This window comes from Bacillus sp. JK106, assembly GCF_053663355.1.
In genome coordinates this window covers 322,488-348,071 of sequence record NZ_JBSJQC010000001.1, presented here as the reverse complement: position 1 = coordinate 348,071, position 25,584 = coordinate 322,488, and the positions used below count along the sequence as shown (strand labels likewise).

At 44.5% G+C, this 25,584-nt stretch carries 31 protein-coding genes; 11 read left to right on the top strand and 20 right to left on the bottom strand.

Going from position 1 to position 25,584, the window contains the following annotated elements; genetic code table 11:
- Positions 1-68: 68 nt before the first annotated feature.
- Positions 69-587, bottom strand: a complete 519-nt coding sequence (locus ACWJJS_RS01805) for a YwhD family protein (protein WP_015387555.1) — start codon at positions 585-587, stop codon at positions 69-71.
- 12 nt (positions 588-599) lie between these two features.
- Positions 600-1,259, bottom strand: coding sequence for a site-2 protease family protein (locus tag ACWJJS_RS01800; RefSeq protein ID WP_003151043.1), 660 nt, complete (start codon positions 1,257-1,259; stop codon positions 600-602).
- A gap of 105 nt (positions 1,260-1,364) precedes the next feature.
- Here ACWJJS_RS01800 and ACWJJS_RS01795 point away from each other — a divergent pair, with 105 nt between their 5' ends.
- Complete coding sequence (locus ACWJJS_RS01795; protein WP_003151042.1) at positions 1,365-1,553, top strand: 2-hydroxymuconate tautomerase; 189 nt, start codon at positions 1,365-1,367, stop codon at positions 1,551-1,553.
- Positions 1,554-1,590: 37 nt separating this feature from the next.
- Here ACWJJS_RS01795 and ACWJJS_RS01790 read toward each other — a convergent pair whose 3' ends face one another.
- Positions 1,591-2,010 (bottom strand): MarR family winged helix-turn-helix transcriptional regulator, encoded by a 420-nt coding sequence (locus ACWJJS_RS01790; protein ID WP_454023264.1) that lies wholly within the window; start codon positions 2,008-2,010, stop codon positions 1,591-1,593.
- Positions 2,011-2,400: 390 nt separating this feature from the next.
- Between ACWJJS_RS01790 and ACWJJS_RS01785 the strand changes: the two genes are divergently transcribed.
- Positions 2,401-3,780, top strand: a complete 1,380-nt coding sequence (locus ACWJJS_RS01785) for an amino acid permease (protein WP_146283978.1) — start codon at positions 2,401-2,403, stop codon at positions 3,778-3,780.
- Positions 3,781-3,844: 64 nt separating this feature from the next.
- Here ACWJJS_RS01785 and ACWJJS_RS01780 read toward each other — a convergent pair whose 3' ends face one another.
- The 3 genes from ACWJJS_RS01780 to ACWJJS_RS01770 form a co-directional block, all read right to left on the bottom strand.
- On the bottom strand, positions 3,845-4,345 hold the full coding sequence (locus ACWJJS_RS01780) for a YwgA family protein (RefSeq protein WP_007407653.1): 501 nt from the start codon (positions 4,343-4,345) through the stop codon (positions 3,845-3,847).
- Between the two features lie 39 nt (positions 4,346-4,384).
- Complete coding sequence (locus ACWJJS_RS01775; RefSeq protein ID WP_025853614.1) at positions 4,385-5,686, bottom strand: HD domain-containing protein; 1,302 nt, start codon at positions 5,684-5,686, stop codon at positions 4,385-4,387.
- A gap of 160 nt (positions 5,687-5,846) precedes the next feature.
- Positions 5,847-6,071 (bottom strand): DUF1450 domain-containing protein, encoded by a 225-nt coding sequence (locus ACWJJS_RS01770; RefSeq protein WP_003151034.1) that lies wholly within the window; start codon positions 6,069-6,071, stop codon positions 5,847-5,849.
- 204 nt (positions 6,072-6,275) lie between these two features.
- Between ACWJJS_RS01770 and ACWJJS_RS01765 the strand changes: the two genes are divergently transcribed.
- From ACWJJS_RS01765 to ACWJJS_RS01745, 5 genes are all read left to right on the top strand, one after another.
- Positions 6,276-7,052 (top strand): RsfA family transcriptional regulator, encoded by a 777-nt coding sequence (locus ACWJJS_RS01765; RefSeq protein WP_025649388.1) that lies wholly within the window; start codon positions 6,276-6,278, stop codon positions 7,050-7,052.
- Between the two features lie 261 nt (positions 7,053-7,313).
- The gene (locus tag ACWJJS_RS01760) at positions 7,314-7,628 is read left to right on the top strand and encodes a PadR family transcriptional regulator (RefSeq protein ID WP_014306027.1); all 315 of its coding nucleotides are present in this window, start codon (positions 7,314-7,316) and stop codon (positions 7,626-7,628) included.
- Positions 7,629-8,183: an HAAS signaling domain-containing protein gene (locus ACWJJS_RS01755; protein WP_102422322.1), complete on the top strand. Its 555-nt coding sequence runs from the start codon at positions 7,629-7,631 to the stop codon at positions 8,181-8,183.
- Between the two features lie 97 nt (positions 8,184-8,280).
- Complete coding sequence (locus ACWJJS_RS01750) at positions 8,281-9,201, top strand: ATP-binding cassette domain-containing protein (protein ID WP_031378569.1); 921 nt, start codon at positions 8,281-8,283, stop codon at positions 9,199-9,201.
- On the top strand, positions 9,198-10,151 hold the full coding sequence (locus ACWJJS_RS01745) for an ABC transporter permease (protein ID WP_070082530.1): 954 nt from the start codon (positions 9,198-9,200) through the stop codon (positions 10,149-10,151). Before ACWJJS_RS01750 ends, ACWJJS_RS01745 begins: the two co-directional genes overlap by 4 nt.
- Here the strand turns inward: ACWJJS_RS01745 and ACWJJS_RS01740 are convergent.
- The 6 genes from ACWJJS_RS01740 to ACWJJS_RS01715 all read right to left on the bottom strand — a co-directional run bounded on the left by ACWJJS_RS01740 (position 10,141) and on the right by ACWJJS_RS01715 (position 14,847).
- Positions 10,141-10,977: a hypothetical protein gene (locus ACWJJS_RS01740; protein ID WP_070082531.1), complete on the bottom strand. Its 837-nt coding sequence runs from the start codon at positions 10,975-10,977 to the stop codon at positions 10,141-10,143. The two genes, ACWJJS_RS01745 and ACWJJS_RS01740, sit on opposite strands and share 11 nt — an antisense overlap.
- The gene (locus ACWJJS_RS01735) at positions 10,968-11,765 is read right to left on the bottom strand and encodes a hypothetical protein (RefSeq protein ID WP_070082532.1); all 798 of its coding nucleotides are present in this window, start codon (positions 11,763-11,765) and stop codon (positions 10,968-10,970) included. Before ACWJJS_RS01735 ends, ACWJJS_RS01740 begins: the two co-directional genes overlap by 10 nt.
- Positions 11,734-12,657, bottom strand: coding sequence for a DUF6895 family protein (locus ACWJJS_RS01730; protein ID WP_025853619.1), 924 nt, complete (start codon positions 12,655-12,657; stop codon positions 11,734-11,736). Before ACWJJS_RS01730 ends, ACWJJS_RS01735 begins: the two co-directional genes overlap by 32 nt.
- 48 nt (positions 12,658-12,705) lie before the next feature.
- Entirely contained in the window at positions 12,706-12,885 is a 180-nt protein-coding gene (locus ACWJJS_RS01725) for a hypothetical protein (RefSeq protein ID WP_003151018.1), read from the bottom strand.
- A gap of 152 nt (positions 12,886-13,037) precedes the next feature.
- Positions 13,038-13,901, bottom strand: coding sequence for a lipoate--protein ligase family protein (locus tag ACWJJS_RS01720; protein ID WP_025853620.1), 864 nt, complete (start codon positions 13,899-13,901; stop codon positions 13,038-13,040).
- Between the two features lie 46 nt (positions 13,902-13,947).
- Entirely contained in the window at positions 13,948-14,847 is a 900-nt protein-coding gene (locus tag ACWJJS_RS01715; protein ID WP_007407666.1) for a LysR family transcriptional regulator, read from the bottom strand.
- A 115-nt stretch (positions 14,848-14,962) separates the two neighbouring features.
- Between ACWJJS_RS01715 and ACWJJS_RS01710 the strand changes: the two genes are divergently transcribed.
- Entirely contained in the window at positions 14,963-15,940 is a 978-nt protein-coding gene (locus ACWJJS_RS01710; protein WP_326361969.1) for a YeiH family protein, read from the top strand.
- A gap of 36 nt (positions 15,941-15,976) precedes the next feature.
- On the opposite strand, the gene pta is transcribed toward ACWJJS_RS01710, so the two are convergent.
- Positions 15,977-16,948 (bottom strand): phosphate acetyltransferase, encoded by a 972-nt coding sequence (gene pta / locus ACWJJS_RS01705; protein ID WP_003151012.1) that lies wholly within the window; start codon positions 16,946-16,948, stop codon positions 15,977-15,979.
- 262 nt (positions 16,949-17,210) lie between these two features.
- On the opposite strand from pta, the gene hemQ reads away from it, so the two are divergent.
- Positions 17,211-17,975 carry a hydrogen peroxide-dependent heme synthase gene (gene hemQ, locus ACWJJS_RS01700; RefSeq protein ID WP_003151011.1) on the top strand — a complete coding sequence of 255 codons (765 nt, stop codon included), beginning with the start codon at positions 17,211-17,213 and terminating at the stop codon, positions 17,973-17,975.
- A 143-nt stretch (positions 17,976-18,118) separates the two neighbouring features.
- Complete coding sequence (locus ACWJJS_RS01695) at positions 18,119-18,316, top strand: helix-turn-helix transcriptional regulator (protein WP_017418693.1); 198 nt, start codon at positions 18,119-18,121, stop codon at positions 18,314-18,316.
- 397 nt (positions 18,317-18,713) lie between these two features.
- Here ACWJJS_RS01695 and ACWJJS_RS01690 read toward each other — a convergent pair whose 3' ends face one another.
- The 4 genes from ACWJJS_RS01690 to ACWJJS_RS01675 form a co-directional block, all read right to left on the bottom strand.
- Positions 18,714-18,908: a response regulator transcription factor gene (locus tag ACWJJS_RS01690; protein ID WP_017418691.1), complete on the bottom strand. Its 195-nt coding sequence runs from the start codon at positions 18,906-18,908 to the stop codon at positions 18,714-18,716.
- A 152-nt stretch (positions 18,909-19,060) separates the two neighbouring features.
- Complete coding sequence (locus tag ACWJJS_RS01685) at positions 19,061-19,819, bottom strand: hypothetical protein (RefSeq protein WP_017418690.1); 759 nt, start codon at positions 19,817-19,819, stop codon at positions 19,061-19,063.
- Between the two features lie 72 nt (positions 19,820-19,891).
- Positions 19,892-20,359 (bottom strand): MauE/DoxX family redox-associated membrane protein, encoded by a 468-nt coding sequence (locus ACWJJS_RS01680; protein WP_454023263.1) that lies wholly within the window; start codon positions 20,357-20,359, stop codon positions 19,892-19,894.
- Entirely contained in the window at positions 20,283-20,693 is a 411-nt protein-coding gene (locus tag ACWJJS_RS01675) for a thioredoxin family protein (protein ID WP_173612947.1), read from the bottom strand. Before ACWJJS_RS01675 ends, ACWJJS_RS01680 begins: the two co-directional genes overlap by 77 nt.
- Before the next feature lie 280 nt (positions 20,694-20,973).
- On the opposite strand from ACWJJS_RS01675, the gene ACWJJS_RS01670 reads away from it, so the two are divergent.
- Positions 20,974-21,753: an SDR family oxidoreductase gene (locus ACWJJS_RS01670; RefSeq protein WP_017418688.1), complete on the top strand. Its 780-nt coding sequence runs from the start codon at positions 20,974-20,976 to the stop codon at positions 21,751-21,753.
- A 16-nt stretch (positions 21,754-21,769) separates the two neighbouring features.
- Here ACWJJS_RS01670 and ACWJJS_RS01665 read toward each other — a convergent pair whose 3' ends face one another.
- Genes ACWJJS_RS01665 through ACWJJS_RS01655 form a run of 3 tightly spaced genes read right to left on the bottom strand, consistent with a single transcriptional unit; the run spans position 21,770 to position 25,578 of the window.
- Positions 21,770-22,969, bottom strand: a complete 1,200-nt coding sequence (locus tag ACWJJS_RS01665) for a pyridoxal phosphate-dependent aminotransferase (RefSeq protein ID WP_077723002.1) — start codon at positions 22,967-22,969, stop codon at positions 21,770-21,772.
- Positions 22,970-22,981: 12 nt separating this feature from the next.
- Positions 22,982-24,163, bottom strand: coding sequence for an MFS transporter (locus tag ACWJJS_RS01660; protein ID WP_017418686.1), 1,182 nt, complete (start codon positions 24,161-24,163; stop codon positions 22,982-22,984).
- Positions 24,160-25,578: an ATP-grasp domain-containing protein gene (locus ACWJJS_RS01655; protein ID WP_416405923.1), complete on the bottom strand. Its 1,419-nt coding sequence runs from the start codon at positions 25,576-25,578 to the stop codon at positions 24,160-24,162. Before ACWJJS_RS01655 ends, ACWJJS_RS01660 begins: the two co-directional genes overlap by 4 nt.
- Positions 25,579-25,584: the final 6 nt, after the last annotated feature.

Sequence of the window (25,584 nt, the reverse complement as noted above, 5' to 3'; positions counted from 1 at the left end):
TCAACAGTTTACTCAGTACAATTGCAAAATAGTGCAAATATTTATAAAGTTCATAAAAAGTTCACAAATTATTTTTCGCCCGGAAGCAGACCCGTTTTCAATTCATCGGATGAACGTTCCCAGAGCCCTTGGTCATGCTTCTGCAGAAATTCAGCAAGCACCTGCTTTGAGCTGGCGTCCATTTTGTCCACGATAATGCGGCGCTTCATTGATTTATCCATTAAATTCACATGCTCCGGCAATGACTTATAGCCTCTGCGGATACTTCTGTCCACGGTCATTTCACAAGCCGTCACACCCGCGTAATAAGGGCCTTCTTCTTTTCTGTCGATGGTGACCCACACGAGCCAGTACGGTTTTCCGTTCGGCACTTCATCTTTGTTCGGCAGGAATTTGATGCCTTTTTCAACGACACTGCGGGCATGCATTGCGCCGATGTCAACGAAAGCTTCCTTCTCTTCCACATCGACAAATACCGGAGAAATATTATCAAGGCTCAGCGACCCGGCGCCAAAACCGCCATGTCCGTCGGTCGGATCACTTTTAATAATATTAAATCCGATTGTTTTCTTCTTTTTTTCTTCCATGAAAATACCCTCCTACAAAAGCGGTTGAAATATAATGGCAAATACCTTAAGAATCCAGTCTCTCCCCTCGCTTAACAGCGGCCACACGACATAGGAGCCGACCGGTGTTACAAACAGCACGAGAAACACGATAATCCCGTAGCTCTCAAACTGAGTCATTTTGGCGCGCACCCGCGGCGGCACGAGATCCTCAATAATCCGGTAGCCGTCAAGCGGAGGAAGCGGCAGCAGGTTGAATAAACACAGCGCGAGATTCAGCTGAATCCAAATAGAGAAAAAGCGGTCAAGCCCCATGCTGAATGCAGAAAGCAGCTCCATTCCGTAAGCATGCATCAACACTAGCAAAAAGAAACCGATAAAGGCAAGAAGCAGGTTGCTTACGGGCCCGGCGACGGAAACCAGCACTCCCGCCAGCCGCGGTCTTTTAAAGGCGCGGCGGTTCACCGGCACCGGACGGGCCCAGCCGAAACCCGCGACCAAAATTAGAATCGTTCCGAAAACATCAAGATGTTTAATCGGATTGAGCGTTAATCTGCCCTGTCTCGCCGCGGTATCGTCTCCGAACCGATACGCGACATACGCGTGCGCCAGTTCATGCATCGTAAATGCCACGATCAGCGTAATCACGACATAGGGCATAAGCTCCAACGGATAATATAAAAATCTGTCCAAATGTCAAAATCCCCTTTTTTAAAAAATGCAAGATTGTCCTTCATTCAGTATACTATAAGTGATCTCTCTTCCAAAGAGAGGAAACGATAAAGGAGGATCAGCACCATGCCGCTCGTAACCGTTAAAATGCTTGAAGGCCGCACAGATGAACAAAAACGGAATCTGGTTGAAAAAGTGACCGAAGCCGTAAAAGAAACGACAGGCGCAGCCGAAGAAAAGATCATTGTCATGATTGAAGAAATGAGAAAGGATCATTACGCCGTCGCCGGCAAACGGATCAGCGATACGGAGTAATCCTTGATAATGGCCGGCGCTGCTATGTCAGGCCGGCTTATTTCACAACCTTTTCAACCAGGCTGAAAAAGATTTTCTTTTCTTCCTCTGTCAATGCTTCGAACAGTTCGTCAATGAGAAGCTGCCGGTTTTCAATCATTTGCACGGCCGCCATTTTTCCCGATTCGGAAAGCGTCATCCATACCGTGCGGCGGTCTTCGTTGTTTCTCGACCTTTCCACGAATCCTTCTTTTTCTAAATGATTGAGAGCGGTTGTCGTGGCGGAAGGCGATAATGTGACCTCCTGTAATATATCTTTAATCGTGCATGTGCCGTGCCGGTAAATAATCCTCAGAATAAATCCTCTGATATTGTTTATACTCTTCGGAATTGTCGCCTCATCAAGCTTTTTCGTGCTCTTTAAATATTTCGTGAGCGCGTAATCCAGTACATTTGCTTGCAAGTTATCGTGCTTCATGCAGAAACTCCCCATTTCAAGATGCATCCATCATCATTTGTTTGTTTTTTATTACATTTTACTGATACCTTACGGAGAAAGTCAAAATTCCGGCCGGAATGCCCGCAACTTTTATCCTGCCCTGCACAGACTTTTGTCTCCCTCTTTTTTACCATATCCTTTTATGCAATGCTGGTTTTATAGACACGATTCAGGTAAAATCATTAAGGGTGACTGCGTTTGACGGAAAGGATAATCTGATCGGATGCGGCAGACAATATGATTGGAAAAGAAAAGAAACGGAACAGACGGGGAAACAGAACACAGGATTGTCGATTACACAGAAGATGTGACACGGGTAAAAGCCAAAGAGTCCCTCTTGGCTTTTGCTTTTGGATGGAGGGATGCGTGTTGCGGAATATCCTACAAAAAAAAGACATCACCCAGCTGCTTGAACAAAGCAGAAAAAGGCAGACTGCCAAAACGATGGGTGGATTTGATTTAACATTACTGGGCATCGGCGCCGTCATCGGGACGGGCGTCATGGTCCTTACAGGCATTACGGCCGCGAAAAACGCCGGGCCTTCCGTAATCTTTTCTTTTATCATTGCAGCCGTTGTCTGCAGCCTTGCAGCATTATGTTACGCCGAAATCGCTTCTGTTCTCCCGGTTTACGGAAGCGCCTATATTTACTCTTATACCACCATGGGAGAAATTGTCGGCCATTTAATGGGCTGGACGCTCTTATCCGTTTATATGGTGACGGCGTCGGCGGTGGCAAGCGGCTGGTCAAGTTATTTTAATAATCTGTTAGCCGAAATCGGCACGCCTTTGCCGGACAGTCTGCTGCACGTGCCGAGCCAGGGGGGCATCGTCAACCTTCCTGCCATCATCATTACTCTATTAATTGCCGTCGTTCTGTCACGCGGCTCTAAAGAGAGCAAAACCTTTAATAATATAATGGTTCTCGTAAAAATCGGAATTGTTTTGCTGTTTATCATCACAGGAAGCTTTTTTGTAAAGCCGGGCAATTGGCACCCTTTTATGCCTTTTGGAATCAAAGGCGTCATTACGGGGGCTTCTGCCGTCTTTTTTGCGTTTCTCGGGTTTGACGCGATTTCGGCTTCGGCTGAAGAAGTCAAAAAACCGCAGCGCAACCTGCCGATCGGTATTATCGGTTCACTGGTGATCTGTACATTGGTATACGTCATCGTCTGTCTCGTCATGACGGGTATGGTTCCGTATTCACAGCTTAATGTGCCGGAAGCCATGTCTTATGTGCTGCAGACTGTCGGACAAAACGCGGTGGCGGGCATTATCGCTGCCGGTGCGGTGATCGGACTGATGGCCGTCGTTCTCGCCCATACCTATGCGGCGACCCGTATATCTTTTGCGATGGCAAGAGACGGAATGCTGCCGAAAGTCTTTACCATTGTCGGAAAGAAATCGGGAGCGCCGATCTTTAATACGTGGCTGATCGGACTGATCAGCGCATGCATCGCGGGTTTTGTTGATCTGAAAGAGCTGTCAGATCTCTCAAACATCGGCGCGCTATTGACATTTGCCATGGTCAGTCTGTCCGTGCTGATTCTGCGCCGCACCCATAAAGATCTTCCACGGGGATTTAAAGTGCCTTTTGTACCCGTACTGCCGATTTTGGCCATTATCTGCTGTTTGTTTTTAATGGTCAATCTGCCGCTGAAAACGTGGCTTTATTTTGCCGTCTGGCTGATCATCGGCGTCATCGTTTACTTTTTATATTCGTACAAGCACAGCAAATTGAGACAATAAACAAAACCAGGCCCGCTTCATCGCGGCCTGGTTTTTTCATAAAAAAAGACGAAAGCCATCGCCTTTAACAAATGTGTTTCAGCTCTTCTATGTAGTGAAGCGCCTCATCATATTCTTCATCCGTATATTTCTGTTTGCTTTTTATCGTAAACACTTTCTCTTTCTTTTCCTCAGCTTCAAGGCCGTCAAAATACAAAATCGTAGACACCAGCTCCAGAAACCGGGATGAGCGGCTGTTGACGCTGTCGATATACTTCTTCATATCCGGCATCGTAAGCTCCGCATGATGTAAAAACTCGGCTCCCGTCTCCGTCAGCGAGTACCGGTATTGAAAGTAGCCGCCCTTTTTTTCCTTCACCTCATCCAGAAACCCAAGATTGCACAGCTCTTCAATTCGAAGCGTCAGTTCTTCGGAATACGGGCCGTAAAAATGAAAATCATATTTTTCGTAGAAAGGATACTGCATTTTCTTCGCGATATAAATGATTTTCTGCAGCTTTTTCCGCCCGATGATTTCTCCAGAATCCGAGAACACCTTCATCAGTTTTGCATGTTCTTTCAACAAATTCCCGACATCTCCTTTTCCTTCTTTACCAAAATCCTTTTATGTCAGTCCCAGCAGCTGCCGGATTTTTAATTTTGCTTCAGGGTTTTCTGAATCATCAAAAATGAGGTCCATCGGATAGTACAGCTTATGATCCGTCCGGCGTTTGCCCGAAATGGATTCGACAATAGCGGACTGCCTGGACAGCTCTTTGATCTGGCCGTTCTGCGTTAACAGATGAATCGGCAGACGCTCCTCCTCTTCACCCGGCCGGTAAAAATCATACGGCAGATCCGATGAAGAATCGACCACTAAATAGTAATTGGGATCAATTCCCGCCTCTTTAAACAGAGCGGTCAATTCAAAATAAGCCGACATTTCCTCATTGGGGTTAAATTCGGCATATTGAAACAGCTGGCGGTTAATGAAGCGGCGGCACAAGTCGGACAGAATCGGGTCCTCTTCTTCCTCCCAAGCCTGGAAATAATATAAAATGATGGCTTCATCAAGCTTCAGATAATCCGCAAGCGTCAGCTTCCCTTCAAAAATGGAATAAAAATGAACGGGAGCATGAGTGAATATATACCCTTCTTCATGGAGCTGCTTCGCGCGGTGGAGAATTTTCGTCAAAATGACTTCTGCGCTTCTCGTCACGGGATGAAAATACACCTGCCAGTACATTTGATAGCGGCTCATAATATAGTCTTCGACGGCGTGCATGCCGCTTTGCTTAATGACGATCTGGTCCTCTCGCGGACGCATGACCCTTAAAATCCGTTCCATATCAAAATGTCCGTAGCTGACGCCCGTATAGTATGCGTCCCGCTGAAGGTAATCCATCCTGTCGGCATCAATCTGGCTCGAAATCAGGCTGACCACCTGTTTGTTTTTGTATGTTTTGGCAATGACTTCAGCAACATCCTGCGGAAATCCCGGTCCCGCCTTTCTGAGAACCTGATTCACCTCGGTGTCGCCGAGAATGATTTCCCTCGTATAGTCTTCATGATCCAGATGAAAAACCTTTTCAAAGGAATGCGAAAACGGCCCATGTCCCAAATCGTGCAAAAGCGCGGCGCTGAGACAGAGTTCGCGTTCATTGTCATCCCATTCAGGACGCCCTTTAAAAACATCATCAACCATTCGTCTGACAATCTCATAGACGCCGAGAGAATGGTTAAAACGGCTGTGTTCCGCGCCGTGAAACGTCAAATACGTCGTACCGAGCTGTTTGATCCGGCGCAGCCGCTGAAATTCACGGGTGCCGATCAAATCCCAGATCAGCTTGTCCCGCACATGAACATAGCGGTGAACGGGATCTTTAAACACTTTTTCTTCTGATAATTTTCCGTTTGGATACGCCATCGTCATTCCCTCTTTTTTTTAGCCGTGATTCTATTATATCGGCTCTGTAATTTGAAAACATCCTTGAATTTGTCCGGCGTTTTGTTCCAGTTTTCAATCATTGATTTTTTGAAGCAAAAAAGCCTGACCCATCGGGCGAGGCTGTCGTAAAAATGCACATTTACTTTTTGATCTTCTTTTTCACTTTCTCAATCAACTCGTCCTCAGTCGGCGCCGACAGCGGGCGGTTGTTTACGAAAGCAAACGATTTCTTGCGTCCGGGCCCGCAATATGACTGACATCCGACCTCCACTTTTGCATCCGGGTCAGCTTCTTTCAAACGCGGCAGCAAAGTCTTAATATTGGTGGCCTGGCAATCATCACACACTCGGAATTCATTAGCCATGATGTACGCTTCCCTTCATTCAATGTTCCTCTATGTTAAATCTTAATTTTAAAAAACGAAAAAAATCACATCACGTTTTATTGTACAAGGATTCATCTTATCCTGCAAGGCTCTGCGTATCTCTCATTCTTTCAGCCAATTTGTATAAATATTTTCCAATCTGGACATTCTAATACCATCAAAGATTATTGGGGGTTGAGAACATTGACAAAGCAAAGACAGGACGCCTGGTCGGAGGAAAATGACCTGCTGCTTGCGGAAACCGTGCTCCGGCACGTCCGGGAAGGGAGCACGCAGCTGAACGCCTTTGAAGAGGTAGGCGATAAATTAAACAGAACGTCGGCAGCGTGCGGATTCAGATGGAATGCCGTCGTGCGCCATCAATATGAAAAAGCGCTTCAGCTTGCAAAAAAACAGCGGAAACAGCGGATGCGCGCGCTCGGAAACGGCCAGCCGGCCAAGAAGAAACTATTATACCAGCCGCCTGCACCGGATGCGGACATCATTCAAGAAACCGCAGCCGAAGAGACGGTTCAAACGGAAGCGCCAAAAGAGGACCGGCAAGCCGTCATGTCCGGCGAACATATGCCTTATGTCGATGAAAGCTTCAAGGAAGAGTTAGCTAGTTTATCACATTTGCTGGCGCCTCAGCAGCCGAGCCAAAAGGCGGAGCTCACAATGGCAGACGTCATTCAATTTCTGCAGAGCTATGAAGGCAGCGGAAAGCAAACTTCCGCCCTGCAGATGGAAAATGACCGTTTAAAACGGGAAAATCAAGAACTTCAGTCTAAAACCGAGCAGCTGGAAGCGGCCGTCGAAAAGCTTGAAAAAGATCAAAAGACCATTCAGGAAGACTACGAAACCTTGGTGAAAATCATGAACAGAGCCAGAAAACTAGTTTTATTTGAAGACGACGAGCATGCCTCTTCTCCGTCCTTTAAAATGGACCGGAACGGCAATTTAGAAAAAATGGCCGAATAACGCAAAAAACCCCTTTCCTTGTCATGGAAAAAGGGGTTTTTGCCATTTGTCAATGACGCGCATCCTGATCTATATTAATGTAAACATTGTTCAGGAGGCCTTCTTCCCGCAAGGGCTGCGCATCTCGGTCCCCGCCCGCACATAAGCATAAAGATTCAATTCCTCATCCCAAATGGTTCTTGGGAATTATTGATCGATTAGCTACTGTGCAATACACTGTATAGAGAATACAATTATTAGATATGATGGGAATGATAGTAAATGAGTAGCCAATTACGAAAAGGAGCATTGGAACTTTGTGTGTTGTCCCTGCTTCTTTATGAAGATTTATATGGTTATGAATTAATCAAGGTCATAAGTGAAACGTTCCCTGTATCGGAGGGCACCATCTACCCCATATTACGAAGACTTACGAAAAATAACTATTTAAAAACGTATACAGCAGCTTCAGATCAAGGCCCGTCACGCAAATATTACAAAGTAACAGAAGAAGGCGCCTTTTATCATCACACATTAAAATCGGAATGGCTTGACCTGTCCGAAAAAGTGAACAGCATCATTAAGGAGGGAAAATGAATGTGTAAAGACCAATATTTAAAACATCTCCGGCGGGAAATTAAAGATCTGCCGGAACTTGAACAAAAAGAGATACTCGCCGATATCGGCGAAATATTCCAAATGGGCGTCGCTGAAGGAAAAAGCGATGAACAAATCGCCGGCAATTTAGGAAACCCCAAAACACTTGCGCGCGCCTTAAAAGCGGATATTTTCATCAGTGATGCCGAGGAGCAGAAAACATGGCGCTCCTTTTTCAAAGCATTCGGCCTGATGCTGGGTATGGGCATGTTCAACTTCATGTTTATGCTGACACCGTTTCTTTTTGCCTCTGTTGCGGTGTTAAGTTTGATGGCAATCGGCCTGATGCTGATGACCGGATCATTCTTTCTCCTCGTAAAAGTGCCGATTGTAACAGCCATTTTTAACGGATGTATGGTCCTCGGAGCGGGCATGGCGGTGTTTATGGCCGGATTTGATCTTTCGAAACTGATATTCCGCATCTTTTTGCGCTATTTCAAATGGAATGTCAGCGTTGTAAGGAGGGAAACCATTGAATCGAAAAATGTGGTATAGCATTGCTTTCATTTTAATCGCTGCCGGCCTGATCGGAAGCATGTTCTTCGGTTTTGACGGCTTTTACCCTAAATCATAAGGAAGGTGTGCAAGTAGCATGAGTGAACCAGCCCTGATATTAAAAGATGTCTCTAAAACCATCAATCATACCCCTATTGTACAGTCAATTTCTTTCAATGTAAGAAAAGGTGAGATATTCGGCCTTTTAGGGCCGAACGGCTCAGGTAAAACCACTATTTTCAGAATGATCGTACAGCTTATTAAAAAAACAGAAGGAGCCATTTCATTCAGAGGCAGACCGGACAGCGACTTTGAATATTTTATGAGACATATCGGGGTTATCATTGAAGGCCCGGATATGTATCCGAACATGACCGCTTTGCAAAACCTAAAATATTTTACTAAACTGCGCAGCACCTCGCTGCGAACGGATGACCTTATGAATACCCTTGCAAAAGTCGGACTGGAGCAGGCTGCCCGCAAAAAAGTGAAACATTTCTCATTAGGCATGAAACAGCGCTTGGGGCTCGCTTATTCTCTTCTTCACAATCCCGGATTATTAATTCTGGATGAACCGATGAACGGCCTCGATCCTAAAGGTATGAAAGAATTGCGCACCATTCTTTCCGATTTAGCGAAGCAAGGGGTTTCCATTTTATTATCAAGCCATTTATTGTCAGAAATGGAGGAGATTTGCGACAGGGTTGCCTACATTAAAAAGGGACGGATTTTAGGAATTGAAGACATGAAGAGCAGAAATGACCTTGGTCAGAAAAAGCTGTTTACCGTCACGGTCGATCATCCGGCAAGGGCGAAAGAAATATTAGAGCAGGACGGTATTCTTCAAGTACAGCAAAAAGACAGCCGCATCATTGAATTGGAAGCGGAGGAAGATACCATCCCGTATATCATTAAAACTTTGGCAGAGAAAGAGATTCTGATTTCCCGCGTTTCTGCAAGGACTTTGTCATTGGAAGAGAAATACATGATGATTACAGATCAGGAGGACGCGGTATGAGCATATTTCATCTGGCGCAGAACGAATTCATAAAAATAACTCGAAAAAAAGGCACACTTTTATCTCTTTTTTTCCTGTTTCTCATCGTTTTGCTGGCCGGCCTTATTATGAATCATGAGTTAGATGCTTCCTCGGATAACAATTGGAAAGAACGGCTTCTCGCCGAAAAAAAACAGGAAGAAATTAATAAACCGGCTGAAACGGCAGGCGTTTATTATTCTGCTGATGTTAAGAATAAAGACTATTATTTGGAGCATAACATCAACCCTTATGAATGGAACGGCTGGAGGTTTTTCGGCACCGTTACTTCAAACGGGCTTGAGATTTTCGTAAGCTTAACCGCGATTTTAACCGTCAGCGGGGTTGTTTCTAAAGAATTTGCCCTTGGGACGATTAAGTTTATCGCTACAAGCCCGAACCGAAGATGGCGGATTTTAACATCGAAATTTCTGGCCTCTCTTCTGTTTACCGGTATGATTTACTTATTTTACTGTGTGAGCTGTTTGCTGATCGGCGGCGTGTTATTCGGTTTTTCCAATGCTTCATATCCGCTCGTCTATACTCATTTAAATGACAGTCTGTATACCATCAGTTCAATCAAAGCATCCGGAATCATTCTGCTTTTGCGTTTCATATCAATTATAAGTATTGTCACCATTGCGTTCACTTTGTCAGTATTGTGCAAAAACCAGGCGCTCTCCCTTTGCTTATCCATTTTACTGCTGTTTGCCGGCAGTATATTGGGCGGAACTGATTTGCTTGCCCAATTTACGTGGTATAAATTTACGCTCTTTCCGCATTTAAACCTCGTTGCTTATGTAAATAAAAGTGCGGGTGATGCGATTTCAACGTTAAACATCCCCTATTCCGTGACAGTTATAGCGATCTACTTTCTTATTTGTTTATTGATTTCTTTTTCCGTCTTTCAAAAGAGAGACATTACAGCATAGACAGAGAGGCGGCGGCATAATGAGCGGACGGCAGGAAATACTGACGGTCCAGCAATTTGCCGCTGACCGCCCCTTGGTCCATCGCTAATGGATTCAAATAACCGAAGCTCCCGCTGCTTCGCTGCTGAAAGCGTAGAAATTCCCGCCCTTCCCGTATAAAAAGCGCCTCATCGAATCGGAGAAATTTCATAATGGCTGTGTATTTTGCAACGGCGGCAATGTGATACTTTCTGCACTCGGCTAACATTAAACCTGAAAAAGCAAAATCTGATGTTTTGTACCATTTTGCGAGAAAAGGCTGTAATTCTTTCATTTGCAAATAAGAGACGGCATAAAGGGCATCCGCCTGTTCTTCCTGGATGCCGCCCGGTGCCATGAGCAAATCGGCCTCACGTTTCATTGCGGTTTCTAAGAAAACGATCAGTTCTTCCGGGGTCACCGCTCCAAAATAAGCTGCTAACACCATGAGGATCATAGAGGAAGGCTCTGATTTCAGTTCCTCTTGTAAACCGCGGACCATTTGTTCAAGTCCGTTATGAAAAAAGATGCTTTTTGCGGCATCCATCCTGCGGTACACATGATACGCATACGCGAACAGGACCGGATGGCATTCGTGCGTTTTTTCCCAAAAATAACGGTCTAAGAATAGAATAATTTCTTCTGTATCCTTTCTTTTTTCAAAATGATGACATGCCGCTAAACCGCAAAACAGGTGCATGAGATCATCTGCTTCCATTTCTTCCGGCTGCAGCTGAATGTTCTTCCAAAAACCCAGCAGCCATTCTTCTGTTTTTTTTATATTAAAATGTTCCTTGACTATCCGCATGTTCCACACTCCAGATTCAGAATCTCAATCGCCGGCAGAAGAGCCGGAGCACAATGAATGGATGGATTCTCGTTATTTATATGATGAAGAGCCGCTTGACAGCCATAAAAAAATGGATCGATACACGATTGGATAAATAACATATTGCACAGCTGTTTCATTTTTCGGCTGCCGAGACAAAACACAAGCCATTTTTGAATGGAGGCCTTCAAGCCGGGATGAAGCAGATGCTCTCCCTGGTCTAAATGAAGAAGACAGTACTCGACAAACTCCAGCTCGTTTTCAGCTGTTCTTTTCCATGCGTCATGGAGCAAAGGCTGAAACATCGAATTCTTGTAAAAGCGCACTTTTTCATGGTCAGTTGACATTCCCAGCTCATTCAGTAAACCGACGAATTCGGCATATTTAAAATAAGGCCATTCTTTTTTTATAAGATAGCCGTTTTGCAATCCGTGACGTATGATCTGATCATCCGCTTCCATTCCCTGCTTCTTTTTATAAGCTTTTGCCGTTAAATAGATATGAATCAACTCATTGACAATGGCCGTGTTACAGTGAAACAGATCTTCCCAGCATGACTTATCAACGAAAGCGGAGGCAATCCTTTCAGTATGTTCTTTTACAGCGGAAGAATGGCTCGTCTTTCTGTAGTATTTGCAGAAGCCGGCAAACAGCTGAATGCTCTTTTGATCCGGAAGCGATTGTTCAGCAAAAGATAATAAAAATTGATCCGTCTCTTCAGCTAATCTGTTCAAGTTAATCGTTCCTTTCTGTTCTAAGACAGGCATGTGCGGCACCCGCGGCGACAAGTGTTGTATGATAGCAATGTTTAAACACATCTTCTCTTCGCTGTTCACCTTTCAAACCGGGTTTATGTTGATAGGTGATGCTCGGGACATTCCCCTCTTTCATTCGGCCCCGATAGATTTTATTCCAGGCTGCTTCATAGAGCGGTTTATGGTTGTCCTTATCCATGTCGATATGTAAAAAAGAGCTGCACATCAATAATTCACTGGTAATATCTAAATTCTCAAGACAGATATAGATCCCGAGAAATTTCAGGACCTTTTCTTTTAAGGACGGCAGATGATATTCTTTATCCGTAAGCGAAGAACATCCCATGTCTGTTATATAAAAAATCGTATGAGTGATGCTGTACGCATCATGATCCGTCATATATGTATTTGGGATATCCTGGCCAGCTGCTGTGTAGTGATATAAGTCAGAAAAGTCCGTTATTTCCGAGGTTACGCCCGCTCTTTGCAGACTGTACTTCAAATCCATTTTTCGAAAGGGAATTTTAGCAAGGCTGCAATCAAAACGCGCTGCCGTGAATTTTTCCAGCTCCCATATCACTGAAGCCTGTGACGGATGATCAGTCAAGGTAAGAAATTCACCCGCAATAGCCAATCCGGCGAGACCGTCCGGATCAAAATGAATAAATTCTTCAAGCTGATCATTACGGAGCCTTTCTGTAATAAACTCCGTTAAAACAGCAACCTCCTTATCATCTGCCTGATTTCTGATCAGGTAATTGGTAAGAAAAATGAGTTCTATAAATGTTTTAAGACGCCATCTGAAATCATTCGCTACTTTATGATTCATATCAAAATAATGGATATTTTCAACAATCCATGACAGTGCTCCCCGCTTAATTTCTCTTATATACTCTTGTGTCACACTCTCACCGCCTCGTCTCAGATGCGTAGGCTCCAAACAGTGATTATCTTACTTTTGAGCGGCTAAATCAGAGAAATTCAAATTCGGGTTTTGATTGTCTTCTTGGCTCGGGACTACAAGCACCCAGCCGCTCCAAGCGAAAGAATTGCCTGATTGTTCCGCATCTCCGGCTAACAAATGTGTCGGGATCGTGATTCTTTTTTCTTCTTTTATTTTTTTAAAGTTCATATCTCCATCTCCTTCAGTTTATAGAATTATTTGGAACCTACATAAATATATTAATCAAATAAGGCATATAATGTAAACTAGTTTTGATATAACAATTCTTTTTCACTATAACTAAATAGTATATAATTACCAAAAACAAAAAAAGCCCGGACTCAGTCCAAGCTTTCCTGCGTGCCGAACACCTTCTCATTCCGTTCCAGCATTCGGGTCAGATTTTTTTCAAATACCATTTCCTCTTCCGGCGATAATCCGGCTGCATACAGGCGTCCGCTGAGTTCCTTCAGTTCAGTCAAAAGCGCCAGCATTAAGTCCTGCACGGTAATGTCTGTTTGCAGCAATTCGCTTAATGAAGCCATCGTTTCGGGCCGGATATCGGGATATACGCCTTTTGTATCGTTGCTTTTGTCTTTTAAAGCGGCTTGATAGAAACGTCTGATCAGATCGGCGCGTTCGCTTCCGCTTTTATCGGCGCAGAGGTAAATCTGAACCGCGGTTCCGCCCCGCAGGCGTCTTTGTGAGATTCCCGCGAATTTTCGGCCGCCGATGCTGAGATCATAGCTGCCCGGACAGTACGATCCTTTAATTTCATATGCTTCAATTTCGGCATTGTGCGGACGCAGCATCCGCCGCACCAGCTCTGTCATCGCCTCGTAGCCTCTGTCAATGTCGATGCCTTTTTTCTCATCTTCAAAAATAAGCGAGATATTCAATACGCCTTCATCGAGAACGACCGCTAGGCCTCCTGAATTGCGGACAATGACACGGTAGCCTTCGTCCTCCAGCAATTTCACGCCGTCCTCTAAAAACGGCAGGCGTGTGTCCTGAATGCCGAGCACGATCGTCCGGTGGTGCACCCAAGAGCGTGCCGTCGCAGGCGATTCCCCTTTGCCTACGGAGGCGCACAGCGTATCATCCATTGCGAATGACTGCTTCGCATCAAAATAAGGGCCGAGGCTGGATTGGTCAATGATTCTCCAGCTCGGCTGCATCAGTAAATCAATCGGTTGCTTTCCCATCTATATTAAATCCCTTTCGTCATAGGCTTTCCATGCATTTATTATATCACTCCGCTTGAGATGATTGAAATTGGCTTTTCAAAAGAGCGATGAAGATTTCTTTGTTTTTTGTGTTCTCCATAATGGAAGATTGGATGATAGACAGTTTCCGTTTTAAGGAGAATCCTTTTATCTCAAGCACGGAAATGCTGCCGTGAAGCAGATCCTTTTGCAGCACGCTTTTTGACAGAACGGAAAGACCCATTCCGCTGATCACGGCTTCCTTGACGCCCTGGTTGCTGCTGATCGTCATCATGGATTTCGGCCGCAGTCCGTTTGATTGAAGGACATGGTCTAAATATTCCCTCGTTCCCGAACCCTTCTCCCTTGTCACCCACGCTTGATTTTGCAATTCGGCAGCCGGGATGTTTTTTCTGCCGGCGAGCGGGTGTCCGTTCGGTGCGGCAATGCACAATTCATCCTCCATAAACGGCTGAATGTCGAGCTCGTTTTTCCCCGTATGCCCTTCAATTAATCCGATATCGGCTTGAAGCATCCGAACCGCTTCGCTGACCTCCTCCGTGTTTCCGATCATGACGTCCAGGTTCAGTTCGGGATACTCGTTATGAAGCTTTGCGAGAAGCGGCGGCAGAATATATTCGCCGATGGTAAAGCTCGCGGCGATTTTGAGCTTCCCTTTGACATAATGATGGTGGGCGTAAATTTCGGATTTCGCCTGTTCGTACAAAAAGACCATCTGCTTGGCGCGCTGATAGAGAATGTCCCCCGTCGGCGTCGTCGTAAAGTGCTTCGGAGAGCGGTTCAGCAAAGCGGTTTGGAATTCTTTCTCCAGGTTTTTAATGTGAAGGCTGACGCTTGGCTGAGAAATCATCAGCTTCTGCGCCGCCTTTGTAAAGTTTTTTTCTTCCACGACGGCAATGAATGTTTTCAATTCCCCATAATACAAAAAGCATCGCCCCTAATCATTATTTTTCCTAATCGTTTAGATCATATAAATATATTTTACTAATGATTAAGACCGCAGTAAAGTGGAGTTATCAAGATAATGGGAAGTGACTGAGATGAAGATGATAAAGGGTATTTCAGTTACCGCAGGAATTGCGTTTGCGGCTTTCTATGTCAGCCGCCTGCCGTTTTTGCATATGCTCGGAATGCTTGTCCTTGCCATGCTGATCGGCATGCTCTGGCGCGCCGTATTCGGACAGCGGGCGGCATTAGAGCCGGGGATCGCGTTCTCAAGCAAATACTTGCTGAAAGCAGGCATCATCCTGCTTGGCATGAGACTGAATCTGGCGGATATCTATCATGCGGGCTGGCACGTATTTGCAATTGCCGTCTGCTGTATGATGTTTGCGGGTGCCGTTGTATACGGACTGTCCCGGCTGTTCCGTATAGATCAGACACTCAGCACGCTGACAGCCTGCGGCACAGCGATCTGCGGGGCGGCTGCCATTGCCGCGATCGCGCCGCAGATCAGATCAAATGAAAATGCAGCCGCCATCAGCGCGGCCGCCGTTTCGTTATTAGGAACCGTTTTTACTGTTGTATATTCTCTTGCTTATCATGGATTGGGGTTTTCTCCTGCGGCTTACGGGGCCTTTTGCGGGGCAACGCTTCACGAAGTGGCGCATGCGGCGGCTGCCGGCAGCGCCGGAGGAAAAGCAGCAGTCGAGATGGCGGTGATCGTCAAACTGACCCGGGTCGCGCTGCTCATCCCGGCCGCATTCATGCTCGGAATGCGGGCGCGCCGCAGCGGAAAGTCAAAGACGGCTTCTGCCGCTTCGCTCCCCATCCCTTGGTTTATCTTCGGATTTCTCGGAATGAGCGCCATCCATACATCAGGCGTTATTTCAGCTTCGTTTTCCGCGTTTCTTGTTCAAGTGTCTTATGTTTTAATCGGTATGGCGATGGCGGGTCTCGGTTTGAAAGTCCATATATCGGCGTTTCGTCATAGCGGCTGGCGGGCGCTCGCAGCAGGCTTGATCGGTTCTCTCTGTTTGTCCCTGTTCGGCTGGGCCGCAGTGACATTCTTTCTATAAAAAAAGCCGGTCCTCGTAAAGGCCGGCTTTTGCGGATTACAGCGCTTGAGCAGCCGTAATTAACGCAAGATTGTAGACGTCTTCCGCATTACATCCTCTGGAAAGATCGTTTACAGGCATATTCAATCCTTGCAGAATCGGTCCGACCGCTTCAAAGCCGCCTAAGCGCTGAGCGATTTTGTAGCCGATGTTTCCTGCTTCAAGGCTTGGGAATACAAATACATTCGCGTCTCCTTTAATGTCGGAATCCGGCGCTTTTTTCTCCGCGACAGACGGCACAAATGCAGCGTCGAATTGGAATTCGCCGTCAAGCGTAAGCTCAGGCGCTTTTTCCTTCGCAATTTTCACGGCTTCAGCCACTTTGTCCGTCTCGTCTGATTTCGCCGATCCTTTTGTAGAGAAACTGAGCATGGCAACGCGCGGGTCAATGTCAAACATTTGAGCCGTATTGGCGCTTTCAATGGCGATTTCGGCAAGGTCCTGGCTGTCAGGTGCAATGTTGATCGCGCAATCAGCAAATACATATTGTTCGTCACCGCGGGCCATGATGAAGACGCCTGATGTTTTTTTCACGCCTTCTTTTGTTTTAATGATTTGCAGTGCAGGGCGCACCGTATCGGCTGTAGAATGTGCAGCTCCGCTGACAAGTCCGTCTGCGAGACCTTTGTACACAAGCATCGTGCCGAAATAGTTTTCGTCCAGCAAAGCTTTGCGGGCCTGTTCTTCCGTCGCTTTGCCTTTGCGGCGTTCTACGAAAGCCTGAACGAGTTCTTCCATGCCTTCATATGTATGCGGGTCAAAAATGTCCACGCCGTCAAGCGTAAGATTTAATTCTTTCGCTTTTGCTTGAATGTCTTCTTTATTGCCGACCACAATCGGCTTTAATACCTTGTTGCCCGCCAAGTTGTTGACCGCAACCAGGATACGTTCGTCCAACCCTTCAGGAAATACGATTTTCACATCTTTTCCTGCGACTTTTTCTTGTACTTTTGTAAATAAATCTGCCACGATATTCCCTCCTCTATGTTGACAAAAAACGCTTACTTTTACAGCATACTCTTCTTCCAGCTAAATTCAAATAACCAACTTCTATTATAGCGCTTTCAAAAAGAAATCTTATTTTTCTAACTAATTTAATTGACGGTTTGTTTCACGGCTTAGTTTCTGACACAAGGCTTCGGATTATTCAAGGTTTCTCCACAGCCGAAACGGTTAAACTGTGATATAGTGAAGGCATCAATGTAATGAAAAGATATAGGAGTGAAGATACATGAGTGAGCAGCAAAAAACGAACGAAGCCGCCCAAACGCTTGACGGCTGGTACGCGCTTCACGATTTCCGCACAATGGACTGGACGTCATGGAAGATGTTATCCAGCGATGAGCGCCTGTCGATTATTCACGAATTTACGGGACTGCTTGAAAAATGGGGCGTCGCCCAAAAAGAAGGCAAAGGCTCGCAAACCATCTACAGCATCGTCGGACAGAAAGCTGATTTTATGCTGATGATTCTTCGCCCGACAATGGAAGAGCTGAACGAAATCGAGCTTGAATTTAACAAATCAAAGCTTGCTGAATTTACAATCCCGGCTTATTCTTACGTGTCCGTGGTTGAGCTGAGCAACTACCTCGCAAGCGGAGAAGGCGATCCGTATGAAAATCCGCATGTCCGCGCCCGCCTGTATCCTGAGCTGCCCGAAGCGAAATACGTCTGCTTCTATCCGATGGATAAAAGAAGAAGCGGCAATGACAACTGGTACATGCTTTCTATGGATGAACGCAGAAACCTGATGAGAAGTCACGGCTTGATCGGACGGAGCTATGCCGGCAAAGTCAAACAGATTATCACGGGATCTGTCGGTTTTGACGATTACGAATGGGGCGTCACGCTCTTCAGCGATGATGTGCTTCAGTTCAAAAAACTTGTTTATGAAATGCGCTTTGATGAAGTCAGCGCGCGCTACGGCGAATTCGGTTCATTTTTTGTCGGAAACCGCTTGTCTCTCGACACGCTTCCGAAGTTTTTGCATGTGTAATAAGTTGTTAAAGCCTGATTTTAAAAATCAGGCTTTTTCCAAAAAACTATTGACAAAATATTGAACTTGATGTAAAGTTTACTTTACGTAAAGTACACTTTACTCACCGAGCAATTGTTGTATCGAAATGAGGTGAAATATGAGTGAAAAATCGGTTAAAAGAAATTAGACAGAGGCATTCTTATTCACAGGAAACGCTAGCCTTGAAATTAAAAGTGTCCAGACAAACCATCATTTCAATTGAGAATGGGAAATATAATCCCTCTCTGCCCTTAGCTTTGAAAATAGCAAAGATTTTCAAGGAAAGTGTAGAGAATATATTTTTGTTAGAGGAGGAATAAAAATGAAGAAGAACTTTTTTTTAATATCTTTTGTTTTTTTCATTATCGTCTCAGGAGCTTTTATAGCACTATCAATATTTACGCAAACAAAATTACCTTCAATAACTTTTCCCATCTTAACTCTTTCAATAATAAGCTTTGTTCTATGGGCTACCTTCCCATCATTACCATTAAAAAGAGATGAACGAGGAAAGTTTATAATACAGAAGAGCTTAGCCTATACTTTTATGCTGACCTTAATTTATCTTTTCATTTTCTTGACAATATTTTATTTTAATTTAATCAACCTAGACAAAGAACAGATTTTACTCTTATTTTCCTCGTTAGTTATAAGTACAGCATTTATATCGATCCTCATTCTAAATAAGAAATACTAACAATTAATACTGAAAGTTAGTTAAATTAATTCTTTTTTGAAAGCTTTTACTATTATTCCAACTCGAGAACGTACATTTAACTTTTTACGTATTTTTGCTATATGATATTCAATAGCTCTTTGAGAATAACCTAATTGTTCAGCTATTTCTATATTGGATTTTTCTTTAGCTATTAGATCAATGATTTCACTCTCTGTTTTCGTTATATTGTTCACCTTTGAAAACCCCTTTAAAACAAAATCTTTGGAACCACACTACCATACATTAGGCTCCTTATATTTATAATTTAAAAACGATTGACTGAGCCCAATATTTACTTGATCTTTATAAAAAATTAGCAGGGGATTGCCCTGCTAATTTTATAAATTTAAAATTTACTTTTACATCGTCCATAACAAACTCCTATTACAGAACCAGTTGCAACATCAGCTGCCAACAGACAAGCATAGCAACCAGCACCAGCAGTGCTAGCACAAGCAACACCACATAGTGTGGCTAATGCAGCGATTGCCCACGAAGCAACTCCTTGTCCCGATAAACAAGAATTAAAGCAGTTCCACCATTGCTTAAACCCCTGAGAAGACATGCTTTTTGTTAAATCAACTTTTTCACCATTGTCTTTAATAACAAAACCTGATTCAACTTCTCCAGATTTATTAATTTCAGCATTATAAATGAGTTTTTTATTTTTAATCACCTTTGAAGCAACTTTCCCTGATTTCTCCCTTACACCAACTAAAGAGTAGTCCTCTATAATTTTACCATTTTCATCTAGTATAACGATAAAATTGCTATCTTTTTCGACGTTTTCTCCTTTTAAAGGATAATAAGCATAATAAAGCGTTTTAGTTCCATAATTCTCAACTTTCATCATATGTCTTTTGTTGTTATCAAACTCTATGTTTTTGCTGTACTTCTTCATCAACGCCAGTTTTTCATCTTTTTTTCCCCAATCTTTAATCCAGTCATCAATTTTTAATGTTTCAGATTTGGATGCTCTACTTAATTTTTCATCTCCTGGCTCATAATCCGCTGATGCAAAATTAGGTAATATACACGAAATTGCCAATAAAATTGATAAAGTCAACAGTAGGTAGTGCTTTGCATCCCAAATTTTTTTAATCATATGATCTCCCCCTTTCCTTTTTTTGTAATCATAATATAAAAAAATTGCGGTTAACCGAAAATATTTATATATTCAATATTTCCTTAAGATTAAGTACAAAGAACTTGGAATTAAAAACAAAACCTCTCTGAAAATCGTTGAATAACCAATAGTTTCTGCGTTTCCATTACCAAAACAACCACAACCATACGGAAAATATCTACCGAAATTAGCCATTAACAGAATAAGAAATATTGTGATTAACAGTTTATAAAATATTACGAAAAAATATCGAAATCGTTTCCCCCAGATCAAAAACGCAATCACTATTTCAATAATGGGGACTGCAAACCCTACTATTAGATACATTGACTCGGGTATGTATTGATAATATTGTAGTGAAAATATAAAACTATATACGTCAAATAATTTCATAAAACCAGAATACAGCATTATTATTGATATGATTGCTATGGATACATGCTCAACTTTCCGAATTAAAAAAGTTTTTATATTTATTCTTAGTCTGTTCCCCTTCAATTCTATTAGTTTCCCTTCCATTTTTATAAACGACTAATGTCGGTGTTTGATTTATCTTATAACTTTCCCAAGATTTTTGATCACCTTCGATGTTTAATATAAGGAATTTTCCGTTTATTTTCTCTCCCATCGGAATAAGATATGGTGAAACCCTTTTACAATGAAGACAATTTATTTGATAATAGTATACAAATACGTGATTTTGATCTTTTATTGCATTTCTCACTTCATTTGTAGTAGCCTGTCCAGCATATAAATTATCATTTTTTTGATAGATATTTGATGCAACTGCTATCAATGAACAAAATATTATGAGGATTGATATTACAATAATTATGCGCTCCTTTTTTTTCATTAAAACTAACCTCCTTTTTAATTCTTTATTCTCTTTCCCGGTTTGTTTTTTGAATTTTTTATATGCTAACGTAAGGACTCTTTTAATAAAAGGGTATTTTTTACCATTTAATAAATTATTTCAAAATTGATGCTATGCTGATTAATGAAACTTTTATTTCAACTAAGGTTAAGTTCGCTTATTATTTTTTCTTTGTCAGAATTTAAATAAAATTTGCTATTTTTATCATTTTTTTTTACGATGTAAAGGAGATTCCATTTTGGTAAAGGGGTGCAGACAGTTGTCAAAACGAACCGCATTTATTATGGGAGCCAGTCAGGGGATCGGCAGAGCGATCGCTCTGAAACTGGCGGACAATGGCTTTCATACCGTCATTAATTCACGAGTTCCCGAAAATATCGAATCGGTAAAAGAAGAGATCCTCGCCAAACATCCGGATGCGGGCGTCACCGTTCTGGCCGGCGATATGTCGGACCAGAAGGCGAGAGCCGGCATTTTTGAAGAAATCAGATCACAATGCGGACGGCTTGATGTATTGATCAACAACATTCCGGGCGGCTCGCCGGATACCTTTGAAAACTGCGATATAGAGGATATGACAAATACCTTTACGAATAAAACGATCGCCTATATCGACTCTATGAAAACGGCCGCAGCGATCATGAAACAGCACGAATTCGGCAGAATCATTAATATCGTCGGAAACCTATGGAAAGAACCCGGCGCCAATATGTTTACCAACAGCATGATGAACGCCGCTTTAATTAATGCCAGCAAAAACATCGCCATTCAGCTTGCGCCTTTTCACATTACTGTCAACTGTCTGAATCCCGGATTTATCGCCACAGACCGTTATCACCAATTCGTGAAGAATGTCATGAAGCAAAACGGCATTTCTAAAGCGGAAGCGGAGGAACGGATTGCCTCAGGCGTCCCGATGAAGCGTGTCGGAACTGCGGAAGAAACCGCGGCGCTGGCTGCCTTTCTTGCCTCTGAAGAAGCCTCCTATATTACCGGACAGCAAGTGTCAGCCGACGGCGGCAGCATGAAAAGCATATAATAAAAACATCCCGCTCTCAGCGGGATGTTTCTTGTAATGAAGGAAAGGACAAACCTAGCTTTTGAATCCGCAGCACGAATTCCCTTAAATCGCCCTGTTTTGCCACCATTGATATTCTGACATAACGCTTTCCGCCGCTGCCGAAAATCTCGCCGGGCGTCACGACAACATGGGCATGCTCCAGCAGATAGTCCGAAAACTGGTGTGATGACTCGAATTCATTCGGAATTTCAGCCCAGACATAAAAAGTCCCTTTCGGTTTTTCAATGCTCCAGCCTAATTCCTTTTCACATAACGCCGTGAAAAAATCAATCCGTTCTTTATAAGTGCGCTTCAGACGCTCCGTATGCTCAGGATTTCCTGACAGCGCCGCCGCTGCCGCCTGCTGAAGGCCGCCGAACATGCCGACGAAGACGTGATCCTGAAACTCATTGACCGCCTGAATAATTTTCTCATTCCCCACGGCAAATGCCATTCTCCAGCCTGCCATATTGAAGGTTTTCGAAAATGAATAAAGCTCCGCGCCGACTGTTTTTGCTTCCTTCGCCTGAAGAAAGCTGGCCGGGTTCTGATCAAATTCGAACGCGCCGTATGCAAAATCGTGAATAAGATGGATGTCATGACTTTTTGCAAACGCAGCCGCTTTTTCATAAAACGCCTGATCCGCAGTCGCGCCCGTCGGGTTATTCGGGTAATTCAAAAACATCAGCTTCGCTTTTTTCAGGACGGCGGGATCAATCCGCTCAAAATCCGGCAGATAGCCGTTTTCCGGATGAAGCGGCATCTCATGCAGCTCCGCTCTGGCCATTGTGATTCCCGATAAATACTCAGGGTAGCCGGGGTTCGGGACTAAGGCGATATCGCCGGGGTTCAGCAGGCATTGCGTCAAAACGTACAAACCAGCTTTCCCTCCGCCGAACAGCGCGATTTCTGTCTCCGGATTGACCGATACCCCGTACTCTCTCTCATAAAATTCCGCGATGGCTTCTTTCAGAAACGGATAGCCTCTGAACGGGCCGTATCCGTGATACGAAGGATTCAGCGCAGCCTCCCGCAATGTTTCAACGATATGCGGCGGAGTGGGGAGATCGGGATTCCCCTGCCCGAGATTAATGATCTGGGCTCCCGTTTTCTCCATCTCTTTTACCTTTTGAAAAACGAGCGAAAATTCCTGTTTCGGAAGTGTCTTGATGACGTCGGACGGTATGATTTCCATCTGAAAGGCTCCTTATAAATGAATTTGCTCTGATTCGTTATTCCGTTCTGAAAAGGATTTATTGACCAGTTTTGTATGCAGAAACAGCCCGCTGACCAAAAGGACGATAAACGCCATGATGACTGCCGCGTCTACAATATTGATCAGCATGGAACCGACGGCGATGCACAATCCGATGGACGCCTCCGCCACCGAAAAGATCCGGCCCTGAATCTGGTTCGCCGCGTTCTCCTGAACTTTGACCTTCGCCAGCACCTCACCGTATTCCATTGCGATAAAGAAAAGAATGGCGGCAATGACTGACACGGCGAAAATCGGAGTAAACAAAAACAGCGCAAGCGAGACGATCGATAACACTGTAAAATACATCAGCCCTTTATTGTTGTTAAAGCCCCATTTGCTGACAAGAGCGGCGCCGATAAAGCCGCCGAAGCCGATACAGAACGTCAGGATGAAATTGCCGATTTCCCCGTCGCCTAAAAAGCGGCTGACAATCGGGAAATAGCTGTAGACGACACCCCACAAAAGCGCCATCGTAATCATCGTGAACATGGCGTTTAACACAAAAGCATTTGTTTTGATTTCCTTCAGGCCTTCTTTAAACGACTGAAAAGCTTCTCTTACGTTTTCTGACTGAATCGGCACGTATTGAAGCTTAATGCGGCTGATGAAAAACGCGGAGACAAGATAGGTCACCCCGTTAAACGCGACGGCAAGCTCCACAGAACCGCCTAACAGAAAAAGTCCGCCGGCTGCAGCGCCGACAATAATCGAAATCGTCGTGGCTTTTGCAAACAAAGTGTTGATATTTTTAATATCCGCTTCTAAAGACGACATGACCGCGAGACGTGCCGGGTTAAAGAACACGCCGCTTCCGTAAGAAATAAACAGCAGCGCCAGAAAAAGCAGCGGATATTCGCCTTTCGGGAGAAATGTCAGCCCCAAAAAGATGACACCTCTGATCACATCCGTCCACAGCATGATTTTCACCCTGTCGAGCCGGTCCACGAGCACGCCTAAAAACGGCTGAAACACCATCGGAATACTGCGGACCGCGATGACGCCGGACGTCACCCAGTAGTCGTGATAGTATGTAGACAAAATGAGCAGGGCCGGGAGAACGCAATAGTCTCCCATAAACGAAAGCGCCTGCCCGAAAAGCAAATACTTAGAGTTCGGTTTCAGCTGTTTCATACCGGTAACGCATACTTTGCAGTCAGCTTCGCCTGCTGCTGAATTTGTTTGATTGATTCGGCCACGTCACCCGAATTGCTTCCTTTCAGCTCGAACGCCGCAATGCTGTTGAACGCTTCGAACAGCCGCAGATCCACGGACGTACCCGCCTCGGCCGCCGAGAAAGAAACGATTTCGGTATCTCCCTTTAAGACGCCGTCAGGAATGTCAATGCTTTCAATGACGAAATCGACAGCGGTCTCAGGCAGCTGGCCGTTCTCTTTGAAATGCTGAGGATACAAGTGGCAGTCGGCGACATAGCACGGCTCCTGCTCCAATAATCCATTCGGCAGATCGGCTTCTTTTCCGAAACAGAGAACATCCAATAACAGCTGCGCCATATCGACGCCGAAGACCTTTTTAATATTCGGAATCATGTTCCAGCCCGCAAATCGTGCCGCTGATTCAATCAATCCGGCTTCCCGGTTTTTCATTAATTTTATTTCTGTATGTGTCGCGCAGTTTTCGAGGCCGAGTCCTTCATTCGCCTTTTTGGCAGCTTCGACGATTTTCCGCTTCGCGTCATCATCCAGGATGGACGGCGTAATATGCGATGTCTCCGTGAATCCGATTTGCGGTGTTTTATCATGAATCGCGACAGGGAAGTATTCCCCGTCGGCCATGATGCCTTCTATGCTGATATAGTCGGAATAACCGCTTGTTTCGTACCAGTCGTCATACTCGCCCTGCAAAAATTCTTCCGCGATAAAAGGCGCTTCAAACGTGACCGCTTTCGGTACGTTAATCGACTTCAGGTATTCATTGACTCTGTTAAATTCGGCTTCTGCCGTTTCTCTCTCTTTGATGAGCGTCACGCCGATGGAGCTCGCCAGATATGTAGGCTTCAGAATGAGCGGCGTTCCGATTTCCTGAAGCGCGGCGCGGAAATCTTCCAGCGTCGTCACCCGTTTGTTTTTGATGGACTTGACGCCGGCCCGGTTGAAGGCGGCTCTCATTTTGTTTTTATCTCTGGCATTTTCAGCGGCCTGTACGCCCGCTCCCCGCAGGCCGAGACGTTCACACGCTTTTGCCATCGGAGCGATAAACAGTTCATTGTTGGTCGTAATGGCGTCAACCGCGAACATGTCAGCCACCTTGACGATTTCTTCGACGACTTCTTCCTCAGGTTTGTCATGATCTTCATGAGCCCAGTAAATCGAATCGGGATGCTCAAAATCAGCCAGACTCTTAAAATAGTCTTTATCTTTAATGACCGCAATCGAGTATTTTTCAATTAATGCCGCATGAGAGGCTGTAATTGCAAAAGGTCTCGGAATAAAGCTGACGAGGTTGTATTTTTCAGCTGCGCTTTTGTAAAACATATGCGGCGGGCATCCCCCAAGGTCAGCGATAACCAATACTGTTTTTCTCTCCATATGTAA